Consider the following 15106-nt stretch of genomic DNA (forward strand, 5'->3'; position numbering starts at 1 on the left):
TGGCGCAGGCAGACCACTAGGACATCAAGTAGAGATCGTTCATCGTTTCCTCATCGAGCAAACCGTCGAACCAGACGTCGAAGATTGTCTCGAGCAGGAACTCGTCGTTGCTTGCTTCGGAAAACAGCGTGAGAGACGCGTGCAACTTCTTCGCATCAACCTCACCGAAGGCTGCGCGAGCGCTTAGGCCGGAGAGCCGCTGCAGGGTGCCAACGCATTCCCGATAACGGCCTCCGAGAATCGGAAATGAGAGATAGGCGCTGGCCTCGTCGAGCGATGCGATTGCATATGGCTCAGGCGCAGTACCGCTTCGCCTGGTGGCCAACCTTGGAAAGATGAACTCCATGTAGGGAGTGCACATCATTCCTTGACGGAGAATAGCCAGCGCGTCGTCGTAGACCGGATCCTGTGCGCTGACGAACCTCTGCAAATCATACTCGTCGTGCATTTGGATGGATCCCTGGGAAACCCTCAACATTCGTGCCCTGACTAGCCGTCGACGACATCCGCGTAGTCCGGGTGCTTGGCGAAAAAACGGCTCATGAAGGGACATTTCAAGATCGCTTTACGGCCGGTTTTGCGGAGCAGTTCGAAGGTCCCTTGGGCCAATCGCGACGCGATCCCTTGTCCGGAAAATTCCGACGGGACTTCGGTGTGTATCAGCGCGACCTTCCCGCCTTCGAGCCGATAATAGGCCGCCGCAAACATATCGCCGGCGATCGGCAGCTCGAAACGGTGCTGTTGGACGTTTTCAACGACTTGTGCATCCATCTTTATCTCTCGATTGTATGTCACGTCTGTCACCGGAGGGAGATTGGCCGGCCGCTATCGCACCGCAGGCAACCGCAGAGTGACGGTCGTGCCTGCCCCAAGCGTGCTCTGAATATCGATGCTTCCGCCTGACTGCTCGGCAAAGCGCTTCACCATCGGCAAACCGACGCCGCCGAGGCCTTCGCTTTTGGTGGTGAAGAACGGATCGAAGGCGCAGACCATTGTCTCGCTGGTCATCCCGATACCGTTGTCCGCGACACGGATATCTACCTGACCGGCGGTAGAGCTTTCAGAGGCCAAGCCGGCATCGATCGAGATGAAACCGCCGTCAGGCATTGCATCGCGGGCGTTGAACAGAAGATTCAGAACCGCATTTTGCAATCCAAAGCGATCGCATCTCACCAAAGGCAGGTCGGACCCAACCCGAAGCTCAAGACCGAAATTGGCATCCAAGGCGCTCCGCACGAGGGTTTCGATCTCAGCCAGGCAAGCACCTACGTTTGTGCATTCGATTTCCGCGCGGCTCTCTCGGGCCAGGCTGATGGTTTGCCGGACAAGGCCCCCAGCCCGTTCCAAAGCCGTTTTGGCGCCGGCAATTACAGGCCCAAGCGCCGGAGCCGCTTGGATGCTCGGATCGCGGGCCAGGTGGTTCAACGCCGACGAGGCGACCTGAATGAGATTGCCCAGGTCATGGACAATGCCGGCGGTCGACATTTGCACGGACATACCACTTCCAGGACCATCGGGCGGGCTGTCGAAGACATCCTCTTTTATGTCCGGACGAAACATTTCATTCCCCCGTTGGCTTAGTCGAGACCTATTTGCTTCAATACGCTATAATTTACGGCATTTATTGTCTATTATATCTAAGACGACTCCAACACATCCTTATGTATATTCAATCGCGAGACCATGATCTATTGATAGCCGATCCCGCTGATATAGTTGGCAAGCAGCCGTTCCTGCAGTTCCTCTTGTTTGAAGAGCGCCTTCATCGCATCACGGATATCGAGGACGCCTAGTGGTTTCGAGTCAGCCCCGAGCACCGGCACATTCTGCAGGCCTTGCGCGGCCATGGTCTGCCAGACTGAATGAAGATCATCGTCGGGACCACAGGACACGATGGACCGGCTCATCAATGCCGCAATCGGCGCTTCTGTTGGCCCTGAATTCGCCAGATGGCGGACAAGGTCGGACTTGCTCAGCACGCCTGCCGCCTCCCCACTGCCGTGGCACACCACGACCAGGCCTATTGCGGGCCTGGAAAGTGAGAGTGCTGCACTGCGGAGTGGAGCGTCGACATCGATCACCATGAGACGGGCCGATATTACTGGATGCAGACTGTCAATGCGCATGACGCCCTCCTGAGAGCGCCTCGCGGCCGCGGCCGGGAGGCTGGGATCGGTTCCAGGGTTTGGTCGCCGAGGTCGGCGCCCCTGCCTGGCCGTCAGAATGGCGCCCAAACAAGCGCCATTCTGACCCATTCCAAAGATTAGCTTAGTGCTGCTTTGCTCAGGCCAAACTTCGCATCCCCCGAGCCCGGGACGGGTTTGAAGCCGATGTTCAGACGATTCCAAGAATTGACCGCCATGACAACGAAGGTCAGATCGGAAATCTCCTTCTCGGAAAGCTGCGACCTGACCCGATCGTAGATCTCGTCCGGGACACCCTGCTCGGGCAGCTTGGTCAAGACTTCCGTCCATGCCAAGGCTGCACGCTCGCGAGGAACGAACAAGGTCGAATCCCGCCAGGCTGCCAGGTGGTAAAGGCGCAGTTCGCGCTCGCCATGGATCTTCGCCTGTTTGACGTGCATATCGAGGCAGAAGGTGCACCCGTTCAGCTGCGCGGCTCGGACTGCAACAAGGTCGCGGATCGGCTCTTCGATCGACCCCTCTCGCGTCGCACCAAGAAATTCAATAAATTTCTTCAGAAGTTCTGGCGACTGCTCCGCATAACTCGCGCGTTGGGCGACAGCTTTTCCTTTCGGAGCGACCGGTGACGCTGCAATATTCATTACTTATCTCCTTGAGGTGTTTGCAATCCATTGCAGCATAAGGATGACCGGTGAGCCAAACTGTTGCTATCCTGCCGATGATATGTATTGCCACTCGATTGGTTTGGGGCGCCTAAACCGAAGTATAGTAAGCGGTGGAAATTGGCACCCTGAACGCTGCCCTCGGCAATTCGCTTTGCCGCAGGCATGCGACAGGCGCACAGCGTTTGGGTCATATGAAGGGCTCGGCTGAGCTGGCCGGCCTCGATCGAGAGACCTGGATCGAAACTGCCCTCACTCTTCGAAGGGAGTGTTCATCACAAGATCAACTGCTGAAGGCGCCTTGTAGCCGGAGACAAAGCGCTCGCCGAAGTCCCGGGCAAAGTTGTCGTAGGTGGTTTCGGGCCTGATCTCGGCGATATGGCAAAAGCATCGCGTCATCCGCCGCTTCATCCCGAGGCGCGGAAATTCGCCAACGATCTTTGCAATCTCAGCTGACGAAACGAGGCTGTATTGCAAGCCGACGACATCGAGGCAGATGCCGGCTGTGCACAGCGCCACCTCAGCCTCCTTGTAAAGGCCGATCGATGGCGTCGAGTTGAGGGCGACGCTGTCCCAGATCAATTGGGCGCGCCGCTCGTCGAAGCCGCCTTCCCGAACGAAGGTGCGGGCAAGATCGGCGCCTTCCACTTCGAAGCGGCGCGGCCCGGCGAAGTCCTCATTGAGCGTGACGTCATGCAACAGGGTTGCAACGGCAACAACCTCCGCGTCGTGCTGGATACTCTGAATCTGTCCGATCCGGGCCGCGAAAAGCCAGGATCGGACCACGTGGTTGAACAAGTAGGGTTCACATCGCTGGCGGGCATGTTCGATCGCTCGGCCAACAAGCGGTGTATCGGGGACCGAAATCCCCGCAAGTGTGCGGCTGGCGATCGAATTCATGTCACTGACGTCCCTTCGCATACGCCCCGATGGTCCCGGCGGCTACGATTTCATTTCGCGTTCGTCGTCAGTTCCGTCTCGCTGGTGTCAACGACGAAAATAGCAAGCAGGCGGGCACGTTCGGTCTTGCTGGCGTTTTCGCTGACGGCATGACGATCGCCCGGAAATTCCGAGAAACTTTCGCCGGCGCGATAGGTCGTCACCGGGCCATCGTTGACCTGGCTTCGCATAGCTCCCTCTAGGACCGTCGCGTAAATGAACGCGGAGTTGGGATGGGTGTGGGCCGGCGATGTTCCGCCCGGCTCGTATTCGACCAGCACGGCTTTCATACTCTTGCCGGGCACGTTTGGAAGAGCCTGGTCGTAGACAAGCTTCACGCTTGCGTCATCGGCCATCGCTGCAGTGACAGAAGCGGCGGTGAGCGCCGCCGCGCAGAGAAGTGTTTTGATCATGTCTGGTCTCCTTGTTGAAATACGAATGGTAAGAGAGTGCTGATCTGATGGATCAGAGGATCGGCGTTCGCTTTTGTTTGCTTATTTCGGCGGCGTGTATCGGCTGAGCCAATCATCGAAACGCACGGCGCCGATGCGCGCGTTGTCGCCGGGCATAAGCGTTCGATCGTCGATTGCCACTTGGCCGTAGTAGAGAGCACCAGGATCCGCGACGACTTTACGGGGATCGTTGGTGGCCTTCAGGAAGCGCTCGACAAGTTCGCTCATGCGAACACGCTCCGGACCGGCAATTTCGATCATGCCGTTCAACGGCGCGGCAAGCGCGACGTCCGCCATCGCGTCGGCAACATTATCAGCCGCCATGGGTTGGAAGTAGGCCGGCGACATATGAATGGTATCCCCGACGGCGCCCGTGTTTGCGATGGCGGCGGTGAATTCGAAGAACTGAGTGGCGTGAACGATGGTGTAGGGAATTCCGGACTCCCTGATCAGCTTTTCCTGAAGCAACTTGCCGCGGAAATAGCCCATGCCCTGCAGTCGGTCGGTACCGACGACCGACAGCGCCACGTGATGACGGACGCCGGCGGCCGTTTCGGCCGCAAAAAGATTACGCCCGGATGCCTCGAAGAACTCCAGGGCAGCCTTTTCCTCGAACGACGGCGAGTTCGCGAGGTCGACGACGACCTGCGCACCGGCAAGCGCGGCGGCCAGACCCTGTCCCGTAACGGTGTTGACGCCCGAATTCGGCGACGCCGCAAGCACGTCGTGTCCTTTGTTTCGCAGTCTCTCCACGGTCTTTGAACCGATCAGTCCGGTTCCGCCGATGACGACGATCTTCATGTCTAGTCTCCTGGTGTTGCGTGTCTATTTTCGTTGCTCGATCGGATGCAGGCGCTTCCAGCCTGCTACTGACTGACCGACGCAGAAGCATCCTCGATGAGTGACGTGACCTCGTCGGGATGCGAAACCATGAGCGCGTGGGACGCACCCTCGATGACGACGGTCTTTACCGCGTGCGCACGCTTGGCCATGAAGCTCATGACGGCTGCCGGGATGTTCCGGTCATCCGAGCCGTAGATCATGTAGGACGGCAGCGTCTTCCATGAGGCGACGCCCGAGGCTTCTGCCAGAGCTGCCTGCGCAACAGGGCGTTGAGTGGCAGCCATCAGCAAAGTCTGCTCTTGCGGAACGTCGGCGGCGAACTGGGCGCGGAACTTGGCCGGCTCGATGAAGAGGTCTTGTCCGCCGTCCGGCAACGCGACTGGAGCAAGCGCGCTCCCCAAGGTGCTGCCGGGAAACATGCTGGACAACGTAAGGCTCGATTCGCCGGTATCCGGCGCGAAACCCGCCACGTAGACCAAGGCCTTTACATTGGGATTGCCATTGGCGGCCTCGGTGATGACAGGCCCGCCGTAGGAATGCCCCACCAGCACAACTGGCCCGGAAACCGACCGGACGATGGCTGAGACTGCTTTCGCATCGCTGGCAACGCCGCGGAGCGGATTAGCTGCGGCTATCGCTACATAACCGTCTTTGCTGAGCTTGGTGATGACTGCGTCCCAGCTCGACGATTCCGCGAAGGCGCCGTGCACCAGTACGATCGTCGGCTTGGGCTGAGAATTCGCGGCCTGCGCCATCCCGCCGCCCGACGCGGCAAGCGCCGCGGTGAGCGCCAGGACTCGAGTTATGTTTCGCATTTGCTTTCTCCCGTGTGGCCTGTGGTGACCAATGCTCAGGAGAATGCGCCGACGCGGCCCGCCAACCTATTGTGCGGAAGGGTCTGTCATACAATGCCAAGGTGCAGGGTAGGTCACCAGGGAGATCAGGTGCCCTGCAGCATGATTGAGGGTATCTATGCCGGGTGTGCATTGTCGGCAGTCGCCGGAACAGACACTGAGGGCGCGCGGCCAGAGAGTTGTGTTTGCAAGACGCCGCTGCCGCCGTGGCGAGAACCTGGCGCGGTCGATCCGTTGAGCGCTGGTGAGCCGGCCGGATCGAACATGGCGGCAAAGCCTCCTCTCGCAGACGACATAGTCCCTGGCCTTCGGCCCGCATCGCCCAATGCGTTCGTATGGGTCAAACAGCCGGACCGTCTGATCGTGTCGCTGCGTCACGGCATCTATATTTGTATGGGTGAATACCATCCAAGCTACCAATAGAGTTACTGAAATGAAAATGACAGTCCTTGCTGTCGCCGCGCTTGTTATTACAGCAGGTAGCGCCATTGCCGGAAGCGACCACTATGGATCAAATGGAGCCCAGCAGCCTGCGACTGCGTCTGACAACATGTATACATCCTCGATCCAAAAAATGAACAACGATATCGGGGTGCCGAAAACCGTACGCAAGCCGACTGCTCCCAACGATGAATATGGCCAGGGCATCTGGGGTCACTGATCCCGACCTACAGAAAATTGAAGGACCGGGGCGAGACCTCGGTCCTTCCGCCGTATCGGCGAGCCGACTTCTCTCTTGCGCGTCGATCCCTGCAATGCGACTTGCCGCTTACGTGGCTCAATTTGCACCACGTCGACGGAACGTCTCGCCTCCGACCTATTTGGCGCGACTCGTGCGGCAGCTTCCCGGAAAATTTTCGTGAGGAAGACCGATTGCTTAGGCATTATTCGGCCGTCTATTGGCGCGACGACATCGCAGTCGTGGCTCAGAGCACTGCCATCCCGCCGTCGACCCGCAGATTGATGCCCGTGACGAAACTGCTCGCGTCCGAGGCAAGGAACAGGGCGGCTTTTGCCAGCTCTTCCGGCTGCCCCATCCGGCCCAGGGGTATTGCCTCGGCCATCGCCTTTTCAAACGGCCCGCGCTGCTCAAACGGTATGCCTAGCTTATCGAGAATAGCCGTATCCACCGGACCTGGGCTGAGCACGTTGACCCGGATGCCGCGAGACTTCAGTTCTATCGCCCAACTGCGCGCAAAGGCATTTATGGCCGCCTTCGAGCCCGCGTAAACAGCATGACCGTCCAGAACCTTCTCGCTGGCCAGCGAGCCTGTGAGGATGATTGCGCCGCCGTTCCGCATGATCGGAATCAGCTTCTGGACGCCGAAGAAGACGCCTCGCGTGTTGACGGCAAATTGCGCATCATATTCTGCCTCGGAGACGTCGGCCGAGTGCGTGATGGTGTTTATGCCGGCGTTCGCCATATAGATGTCGAGCGCCCCGAACCTCTGGCGGATCTGCTGCGCTACCTCGTCATGGTGCGACACGTCGGCCACATTTCCCTGACTGCCCAGCGCGCCTGCCCCGATCTGTGCGACCGCTTCCTCGACCGCCTGCCGCCGACGGCCGGTAATGACGACTTGCGCGCCCTCGGCCGGAAAGATTTTTGCAGCCGATAGTCCGATCCCGCTGTTTCCGCCGGTGACCACCGCGATCTTGCCTGATAGTGCGCCCATGTCGTTCCTGCCTTCGAAAATTGTGCCGGTGCTGCTGCGATAGTCGCAACTGCTGGCCAAGAAAATTTCACGCCGAATTGAGACCGCCAAAATGAGCGGCAATCGCAAACGGCTACCGATTGATAAACTCCCGGCGCTTAGCCAGTTTGACGTCTTGGAGAGCGCTTTGGCCTTCAAGGCAGAACAAGCGCGCGGCGGCGACCCCCGACAGCGCGACGTAGTGTCGAACGCCGGTGATCGCCTCCGTGCTGCACAGGCGCAATTGCCCGAATGGCAGCCGTGGCGCAGCATATGTTTCGCGCCTTTGCCAGCGCTCCAACTCGATGGCGCAGTGGTTCGGTTCCACAATCCGGGACATGAGCCGGCAGAACCAGCATTCAGGCCACCGCTCGGCTATGCGAGCGCACAAGGTTTGACCTGGCGCGCCACCCGAAATGCGGTTCAGGGCGCGCGAAACATTGCCAAAGGTGGTCATCGGCGGCTCCAAGGAATTGCGGACAACATGCGGTCGTGACTGAGGGCGTGCTATCCTTTGATGAAGGCGAGCAGGTCAGCATTGACCTGATCCTGGTGCGTGGCCGTGATCCCGTGGGGCGCGCCGGGGTAATAGATATCCTTTGCGCCTTTGATCAATCGGGCCGACTTGACTGCCGAGTCCTTGACGGGGACGATCTGATCGTCCTCGCCATGCAGGACCAGGGTTGGTACGTCGAACTTCTTGAGATCCTCGGTGAAATCGGTCTCGGAGAACGCCTTGACGCTTTCGTACGCATTGACGAGACCCGCCTGCATGCTCCAGAGCCAGAACTGATCCAGAATCCCCTGGGAAACCTTGGCGCCCGGCCTGTTCGCGCCATAAAACAACGGTGCGAGGTCCCGGTAATACTGCGAACGATCCTTGACGAGGCCAGCCCTTATGCCGTCGAATACCTCGATCGGCAGACCTTCCGGATTGGCCGGCGTTTTCACCATGATCGGCGGAACAGCGGCGATAAGAACAGCCTTGGCCACCCGCTTCGTCCCGTGCCGTCCGATATAGCGAGCAACCTCGCCTCCTCCGGTGGAATGGCCGACCAACGTAGCGTCCCGGAGATCCAGCGCCTCGATCACGGCTGCAAGGTCGTCGGCATAGCCGTTCATGTCGTTGCCGGACGTGGCCTGGCTCGATCGGCCATGGCCGCGCCGGTCATGCGCAACCACGCGGAAGCCGTTATGGGCAAGAAAGAGCATCTGGCTGTCCCAGGCGTCGGAATTCAGCGGCCAGCCATGCGAGAACGTGACGACAGGACCCTTGCCCCAATCCTTGTAGTAGATTTCGGTGCCGTCCTTGGTCGTGATGGTGCTCATCGTCTTGGTTCCTTTGATTGAGGGGGAAGAGGAAAGGTTTTGTTTTCGGCTCGCGGCCGAAGCAGCGCGGGGCAGTCCGGCGGCGACAGTGGCGATCAGGCCGGCCAACAAGACATCGCGGCGAGATCCGCCGGCGGAGAAAAGTCCGTCTTTGTTCATCATGTCCATCCATGTGCTGTGAACTCCTGCTCACCATCACGACCGTCGAGTCGGCCTGTGCGGTCGCGTTCGGGGAGGAGCGAGCGAGGAGCGGTGGAAACGCGACGGTCGTGATGGCTTGCGAGGAACAGGATGCACCGATCCGGGCCGCGAACCTATTCTACGGAAGCATCTGTCATACGATGCCAAGGTGCAGGGCAGGCACGCCGAGGTCCTGGAGCTGTCGCCGAGGTGGGGCTAAAATTGCCATGACGTTAGTGTCGTGCGCGACCCGCCGCTCGTGCGGCGGCCGCTACAAACAGAACCTATCAATCCGTATGAGGATCCGCTTCTCAAAACGAGAAGCGGCTGATCACGAGCAAGTCACCGCCCGAACGGACCGCGACAAGATTCGCCAATGTGGTCCTTATATTGAGGAATCAACTCACCGCCGGTTAGAGGCGTATATACTTATGTATACTGCGTGTTAGTATCGGGCCAAAGATCTGCTAGCTTTCGTTTTATAGACATTAAGCGGCATTTGCCGCTCTTGGAGCCCTTTGGACCTCACAATCCCGGAGTGCTTTAATGCGCCTTAGCTTTCTTTCTGGTTTCCTCATTGCGGTCCTTGCTGCTGGACCATCGACTTCTGCCAACGCTTCGCGCTCAGACGTGCCGCTCGGACAATCGACTGACCTGTCGGCACGTATCGTCGACGGCAAGGCCGACGTTAACGGTGTGGTCTACCACTATTTGCTGGCGGTAGGCGGCCCGAAAACTGTTGTGTTGTTGCATGGTTGGGGCACGACCTCATACATGTGGCGCTTTGTAATGCCACAACTGGTGGCGCGCGGTTACACTGTACTTGCGCCCGATTTGCGCGGTTTGGGGGACACTGCCAAGCCTGCGGCCGGCTACGAAAAGGCGTCGATTGCCGAGGATATTCACGCACTCGTCAATCAGTTGAACCTTGGTCCGGTCGTCAATCTTGTCGGCCACGATATGGGTGGCATGGTGGTTTATTCCTATGCGGCGCAGCACCCAGAGGAAGTCGCCACATTGGCCATCCTTGACGTCCCACTGCCAGGCATCGAACCATGGAACGAATTGATCCAAGGCCCTCGCACTTGGCATTTTCGCTTCCATTCCGTACGCGACGTACCGGAAATGCTCATTGCCGGTCGCGAGCTTGAGTATTTAAAGTGGTTTCACAATGCAGAGGGGGTAAATGCTTGCGCGTTCGACAACGAAGCCGACGAAGTCTACGGGCGTTCCTATGCCCAGCCTGGCGCATTGCGCGCAGGCTTCGAGTACTACCGGGCTTTTCCCCGTGACGAAGAGCAGAACAAGGCCTTTGCAAAACACAAGCTAACGATGCCGGTACTCGGAATAAGCGGCTCAGGTGGCTTGGGATCGATGTACGAAGACCATCTCCGCCACGTCGCCGAAAACGTACGCGCCGTAGTAGTCGAGGGCTCAGGTCACTGGGTTCCGGAGGAGCAGCCAGCCGCCGTCACCAAGGCCCTGATCGAGTTCCTGCCGCCAGCATACTAAGCTTCGCTGATGCCTGAAGGCACAGCATTAGCGATAGTCGTCGTGATGGAGATACGGCCGCTCCAAAGCTTTCCCAATGCGTCGCTGCTAGCGGGGGATGCGCGGCAGAAGCTTGGCTGTGCAGCGTCAACATCAGATTACACGCGGCGGTTATCGCTCTAAGCTCTATAAAGGTTTTCCTGAGTCCGGATCGTCCTGGGCAAGCTTTTCTTAGCGAAGAAGCGCCCGCCGCCGGGCGATCCTATCGGACGGAGGCATGGTTCGGCCCTATTCGAAAGTCTTGGCCGCGCCGGCCTCGCGCATCGGCGGGGGCAGCGTTTCCCACGCCCGGATTAGCTCACCGATGGAAGCAGCTTCCATCTTGCGCATGACATTGCCGCGGTGAAGCTTGACGGTCACTTCACTGATGCCGAGGTCGAAGGCGATCTGCTTGTTGAGGCGTCCGCGCGCCACTTCTCGCAGAACCTCGCGCTCGCGCGGCGTCAGCGTCTCGACGCGCTCGATGTTGCGCTTGACGATCACCGCATCCGCCCGCCGCTTGGCGTCCACCGCAATGCCCGCGATCACGGCGTCAAGCAGCGTCTGATCCCGCACCGGTTTGGTCAGAAAGTCCACGGCGCCGGCCTTCATCGCCTGGACAGTCATCGGGATGTCGCCATGCCCGGTCAGGAAGATGATGGGTTTGGGGTTGCCGTTTTTCGCAAGATGGTGCTGCAGATCGAGACCGCTCGTCCCTGGCATGCGCACGTCGAGGATCAAGCAGCCGGGGCTCTCCAACACGTCGGCGTCAAGCAATTCACGGGTCGAGGTAAAGCACACCGGCAGAAAACCCGCCGACAGGATCAATTCAGACAGCGCCTCCCGAACAGAGGCATCATCATCGACAATAATGACCAGCGGCTGCTCGGCTTCAGCCCGCCGCTGCTGTGATGACGGCGTCGATCTCCGTAAGGGCAATTGGTCAACTCTCATGTTTAGCCTCCGTTTCTGGGTTGCGTAAAGCGTCGCCGATCGCCGCAAGCAGTGCCTGGCCATCGAACGGCTTGCGGAAAAGCCTGCCAATGCCCTTGGCGCGGTGCTGATCCACTATCTCGTGGCGGCCGGTGATCAGGAACACAGGCAGATCCGGACGCGCCTTCTTGACCAAGTCGCGAAGTTCAAAGCCGTCCATGCCGGGCATCCCGATGTCGGTGATAAGCATGTCCAATCCAGACAGGCCGCTGACCAGCAACGACCTCGCCGATGAGAAGCTGCGGGCCACATAGCCGGCGGACTCCAGAAGGTCCTCCAGCGACTCGAGCAGTCTTGGGTCATCGTCGACAATCGCCACGACAGGCCTCCGCTTGCCCACGCTCAGCTCCCCCCTGCCCGGCGCGAGTGCGTGATCGGTATTCCCAATCGCTCGGCGATGCGCACGAGGTCGGCGAGCGACGCCGCGACCATCTTCTGCATGACGTTCCTTCTATGAATTTCCAGCGTAACTTCGCTGATCCCCAGTTCAGCGGCCGCCTGCTTGTTGAGCAGGCCGCTGACCACCAGCGGCAGCACCTCACGTTCGCGCGGCGTCAGTTCGAGATAACGTTGCTTCAACACGCCCAGCTCGGCGCGCTCCGATCGCTGTGCCCGATCCAGGGCGATCGCTGCATGGATTGCGGCCATGAGGTCCGCATCACTGAAGGGCTTAGTCAGGAAATCTACGGCGCCGTGCTTGATCGCACGCACGGAGGACGGGATATCGCCATGTCCCGTCAGGAAAACGATCGGCGGATGATCGCCCTCGGCAATCTGCCGCTGCAGATCGAGGCCGTTAATATCCGGCAGCTCGATATCGAGGATGAGGCAGGCGGGGACGTCCGGCTTGTCAGCGCGGATATAATCGCCCGCCGATCCGAACGCTACGGCACGCATGCCGTGCGCAGCCAGCAGCTCACTGAGCGCCTCCCGGATGCGTTCATCGTCATCTACGATGAAGACAATTTGGCCGTCCGTCATCATGACGCTGCTTTCGCTTCAATCGGCAACGTGAAGATAAACGTCGCTCCACGTGGTTCGTTCTTCTCGACCCATAAACGCCCGCTATGCGACTCGATGATCGAACGGCAGATCGCCAGTCCCATGCCCATCCCTTGCTCTTTCGTGGTAAAGAACGGTTCGAATATCCGGTCGGGAAACTCGACGCCCCGGCCGCGATCGCTGACTTCGGTCTGGACAACATCCCCGATATGGCGCACGCGGATGCTGATAGCTCCGTCGTCCGCACCAGAGTCCATCGCCTCCATGCCGTTGCGGATGAGATTGACCAGAACCTGCTGGATTTGGACGCGATCGAACGCGACTAGCGGAATGTCGCTTCCGACATCAACACTGATGCGAACGCCCCGCCGCATCGCTTCCTCGGCCACGAGGTCGCGTGCCTCTGCGATGACACTGCTGAGCGTCGCATTGGTCCTCGTCTCTGTGGATTGCTTGAACAGCGCGCGGATGCGGCCGACGACGTCCGCCGCCGAATTGGCGTCCCGGATTATGCGCTCGGCCGTGATCTTCGCGCGTTCGACGTTCGGCGGGGCGGCGGACAGCCAACGGTGGCATGCATGGGAATTGGCGACGATCGCGGCCAGCGGCTGATTCACCTCGTGCGCGATCGAAGCGGAAAGCTCGGCGAGACTTGCAGCCTGAGTGGCTTGCGCGAGTTTGTCGGAGGCTTGTCGCAGCGCTTCCTGGGCGCGCACCTCTTCGTCGATGTCGAGGGAAACCCCGTACCATTGCACGACCGCCCCGTCCTCATCACGCCGCGGCTCGACCCTGCACTCCGCCCAGCGATAGCCATCTGTTTCGCGCCAGCGAAACCGCATCGCGGAACCGCCGCCTGTTTCGAAACAGGTCAGCAACGTGCGCAGCACCTCGGGAGCATCTTCGGGATGAACCAGTTCTTGCAGCAATTCCTCGATGCGCGGCTCTCCGAGCGTTTCGAAATTGGCGATCACGGAGCGGAAATGGTCCTGGTATCGCTTGTTGAAGTAGACCGGCCCGCCGGTCGGCACCGCGCTCCAGATGCGGACCGGCACAGCGTCGATCATCTGCTGAAGCTGCAATTCGCTCCGCCGCAGCGCCTCTTCGGCTTGCATCTGATCGTCTATGTCGTGACAGAGGCCGTACCACTGGACGATCAGGCCAGCGTGATCGCGCATCGGCTCTGCCCGGCTCGACATCCAGTGATAGACGCCATCGGCGCGGCGCAGGCGATACCTCATGGAGAAGCGCTCACCGGTGGCAAGGCAGTGACTGAGCGTATCGCCGAATGCTGCTGCGTCGTCCGGATGGACGGTGGACGCTATCATCGCCGCCAGCCGGCTGATGCCCTGTTTGTCCAAATCCGTTACGTCGAGGCGGAGAAAGTCGACCATTCGCTTGTTGAAAAAGGTCGGCTCGCCGTCCGGCGTCAGGCGCCAAACGTGGCTCGGAACCATGTCGACAAGCTGCGAGAGCTCCCGCTCCCGGTCGCCCAATGCCTCAAGGCTTTCACGCAAGGTGAGCACCGCCGCCTGATGCTGCCGGGATATGGCGGCCACGACGAGCGCCGAAAATGCCGAGATGGCCAGAAAAAGCTGCAGCATGATCTGGTTGTGCTTCTGGGACTCGGGATCGCCGGCAAATTGGCTGGCGCCGGATATCGTGAATACCGCCGTGATCAGAGCGAGGACGGCCAATGCTACGGCGGCGCCTCTGAACTCAAAGCGCACTGCGGCCCAAAGAAGAGGCGGCATGATGATGTAGGCGAAGGGCAGATAGCCGCTCAAGGAAAGGGCGGCGATACCAAGAAAAATCAGCCCCAGGACGCAAGCTTCCATCCACCGCGCTGCCGAGAGCTGCGCCTTGCCGCGCCAGTTCTGGAACACGACCAGCGCCAGTGGCGCTACGATCAGGACTCCCGTCGCGTCTCCGATCCACCACAGCGGCCAAGCCGTCGCAAAGGTTTGCGATTGTATGCCAAACCACGCAAGCGCCGCACTTCCCACCGTCGCGCTTGCAACTGGCGCAATTCCAGCGGCCAGTACGACGAATGCGAGAACGTCCCGCAACGTTTCCAGCCGAACTGGGCGCTTGCAGGTCTGGTTCACAAGCCATGCGCCGGCCACCGCTTCAAGAGCGTTGCCGGCAAAGATCAGGAAGGCCGCGGGCAGCGGAGTGTGGAACCACAAGAAGTTGCTGAACAGTTCGGCCAGACAGGCCCCCAGCACCCACCACGGCCAGCTATACCTGGAGGCGAAGACAAGTGTAGCGATGAACAGCCCGCTCGGAGGCCAAATGGAAATCCCTGTTCCGGGTATGATTGCGAGCGACTGGGCGAATCCGCAGCCCAGGACATAGGCCGTAATAAAAAGCCCCAGATGCAAGAGTTGGGGACGGTGCGACCAGACGCGCGACAACCTGCCTCTTTCAAGATCGCTGCTCATGTTGCCGCGAATCAGGCCCGGTTCATTCGTCGCGAAAGGTCGG

At 59.7% G+C, this 15106-nt stretch carries 18 protein-coding genes and 2 pseudogenes; 2 read left to right on the top strand and 18 right to left on the bottom strand.

The genetic code is table 11. The features are described 5' to 3' along the window. Window positions 1–16: 16 nt before the first annotated feature. From NKH13_RS10170 to NKH13_RS10210, 9 genes are all read right to left on the bottom strand, one after another. Entirely contained in the window at window positions 17–448 is a 432-nt protein-coding gene (locus tag NKH13_RS10170; RefSeq protein WP_352912433.1) for a DUF1810 domain-containing protein, read from the bottom strand. A 41-nt stretch (window positions 449–489) separates the two neighbouring features. Next, the gene (locus NKH13_RS10175) at window positions 490–771 is read right to left on the bottom strand and encodes a GNAT family N-acetyltransferase (RefSeq protein ID WP_352716533.1); all 282 of its coding nucleotides are present in this window, start codon (window positions 769–771) and stop codon (window positions 490–492) included. 54 nt (window positions 772–825) lie between these two features. Continuing rightward, window positions 826–1560: a sensor histidine kinase gene (locus NKH13_RS10180; RefSeq protein ID WP_352912435.1), complete on the bottom strand. Its 735-nt coding sequence runs from the start codon at window positions 1558–1560 to the stop codon at window positions 826–828. A gap of 128 nt (window positions 1561–1688) precedes the next feature. After that, entirely contained in the window at window positions 1689–2126 is a 438-nt protein-coding gene (locus NKH13_RS10185; RefSeq protein ID WP_352483844.1) for a CBS domain-containing protein, read from the bottom strand. Window positions 2127–2263: 137 nt separating this feature from the next. Beyond that, window positions 2264–2785, bottom strand: a complete 522-nt coding sequence (locus NKH13_RS10190) for a carboxymuconolactone decarboxylase family protein (RefSeq protein ID WP_023674208.1) — start codon at window positions 2783–2785, stop codon at window positions 2264–2266. A 273-nt stretch (window positions 2786–3058) separates the two neighbouring features. Further along, entirely contained in the window at window positions 3059–3706 is a 648-nt protein-coding gene (locus tag NKH13_RS10195; protein ID WP_352912437.1) for an HD domain-containing protein, read from the bottom strand. Window positions 3707–3756: 50 nt separating this feature from the next. Continuing rightward, window positions 3757–4158: a cupin domain-containing protein gene (locus NKH13_RS10200; RefSeq protein WP_352716527.1), complete on the bottom strand. Its 402-nt coding sequence runs from the start codon at window positions 4156–4158 to the stop codon at window positions 3757–3759. A gap of 81 nt (window positions 4159–4239) precedes the next feature. After that, window positions 4240–4998, bottom strand: coding sequence for an SDR family oxidoreductase (locus NKH13_RS10205; protein ID WP_352912439.1), 759 nt, complete (start codon window positions 4996–4998; stop codon window positions 4240–4242). 65 nt (window positions 4999–5063) lie between these two features. After that, window positions 5064–5855, bottom strand: a complete 792-nt coding sequence (locus NKH13_RS10210; RefSeq protein ID WP_352912440.1) for an alpha/beta fold hydrolase — start codon at window positions 5853–5855, stop codon at window positions 5064–5066. Between the two features lie 472 nt (window positions 5856–6327). Here NKH13_RS10210 and NKH13_RS10215 point away from each other — a divergent pair, with 472 nt between their 5' ends. Further along, window positions 6328–6555, top strand: a complete 228-nt coding sequence (locus NKH13_RS10215; RefSeq protein WP_352716522.1) for a DUF680 domain-containing protein — start codon at window positions 6328–6330, stop codon at window positions 6553–6555. 265 nt (window positions 6556–6820) lie between these two features. Here NKH13_RS10215 and NKH13_RS10220 read toward each other — a convergent pair whose 3' ends face one another. The 3 genes from NKH13_RS10220 to NKH13_RS10230 form a co-directional block, all read right to left on the bottom strand. After that, window positions 6821–7570: a glucose 1-dehydrogenase gene (locus NKH13_RS10220; protein WP_352912465.1), complete on the bottom strand. Its 750-nt coding sequence runs from the start codon at window positions 7568–7570 to the stop codon at window positions 6821–6823. Between the two features lie 112 nt (window positions 7571–7682). Then, window positions 7683–8045, bottom strand: coding sequence for a hypothetical protein (locus NKH13_RS10225; protein ID WP_352716520.1), 363 nt, complete (start codon window positions 8043–8045; stop codon window positions 7683–7685). Window positions 8046–8095: 50 nt separating this feature from the next. Further along, window positions 8096–9079: an alpha/beta fold hydrolase gene (locus tag NKH13_RS10230; protein WP_352716753.1), complete on the bottom strand. Its 984-nt coding sequence runs from the start codon at window positions 9077–9079 to the stop codon at window positions 8096–8098. 564 nt (window positions 9080–9643) lie between these two features. On the opposite strand from NKH13_RS10230, the gene NKH13_RS10235 reads away from it, so the two are divergent. Beyond that, entirely contained in the window at window positions 9644–10609 is a 966-nt protein-coding gene (locus NKH13_RS10235) for an alpha/beta fold hydrolase (RefSeq protein WP_352716518.1), read from the top strand. Window positions 10610–10876: 267 nt separating this feature from the next. On the opposite strand, the gene NKH13_RS10240 is transcribed toward NKH13_RS10235, so the two are convergent. The 6 genes and pseudogenes from NKH13_RS10240 to NKH13_RS10255 form a co-directional block, all read right to left on the bottom strand. Continuing rightward, on the bottom strand, window positions 10877–11581 hold the full coding sequence (locus NKH13_RS10240) for a response regulator transcription factor (protein WP_352716516.1): 705 nt from the start codon (window positions 11579–11581) through the stop codon (window positions 10877–10879). Continuing rightward, the gene (locus tag NKH13_RS10245; RefSeq protein WP_352716514.1) at window positions 11571–11960 is read right to left on the bottom strand and encodes a response regulator; all 390 of its coding nucleotides are present in this window, start codon (window positions 11958–11960) and stop codon (window positions 11571–11573) included. The genes NKH13_RS10240 and NKH13_RS10245 overlap by 11 nt, the downstream gene beginning before the upstream one ends. Before the next feature lie 2 nt (window positions 11961–11962). Next, window positions 11963–12604, bottom strand: a complete 642-nt coding sequence (locus NKH13_RS10250) for a response regulator transcription factor (protein ID WP_352716513.1) — start codon at window positions 12602–12604, stop codon at window positions 11963–11965. After that, complete coding sequence (locus NKH13_RS35605; protein WP_502912364.1) at window positions 12601–12996, bottom strand: sensor histidine kinase; 396 nt, start codon at window positions 12994–12996, stop codon at window positions 12601–12603. The genes NKH13_RS10250 and NKH13_RS35605 overlap by 4 nt, the downstream gene beginning before the upstream one ends. Window positions 12997–13083: 87 nt before the next feature. Next, window positions 13084–13260 (bottom strand): annotated as a pseudogene (locus tag NKH13_RS35610) (histidine kinase dimerization/phospho-acceptor domain-containing protein); the annotation flags it as partial. Between the two features lie 30 nt (window positions 13261–13290). Next, window positions 13291–15036 (bottom strand): annotated as a pseudogene (locus NKH13_RS10255) (MASE1 domain-containing protein); the annotation flags it as partial. Between the last annotated feature and the right edge of the window lie 70 nt (window positions 15037–15106).

The organism is Mesorhizobium sp. M1348, from assembly GCF_040317925.1.
In the GTDB taxonomy this organism is placed as follows: Bacteria; Pseudomonadota; Alphaproteobacteria; order Rhizobiales; family Rhizobiaceae; genus Mesorhizobium.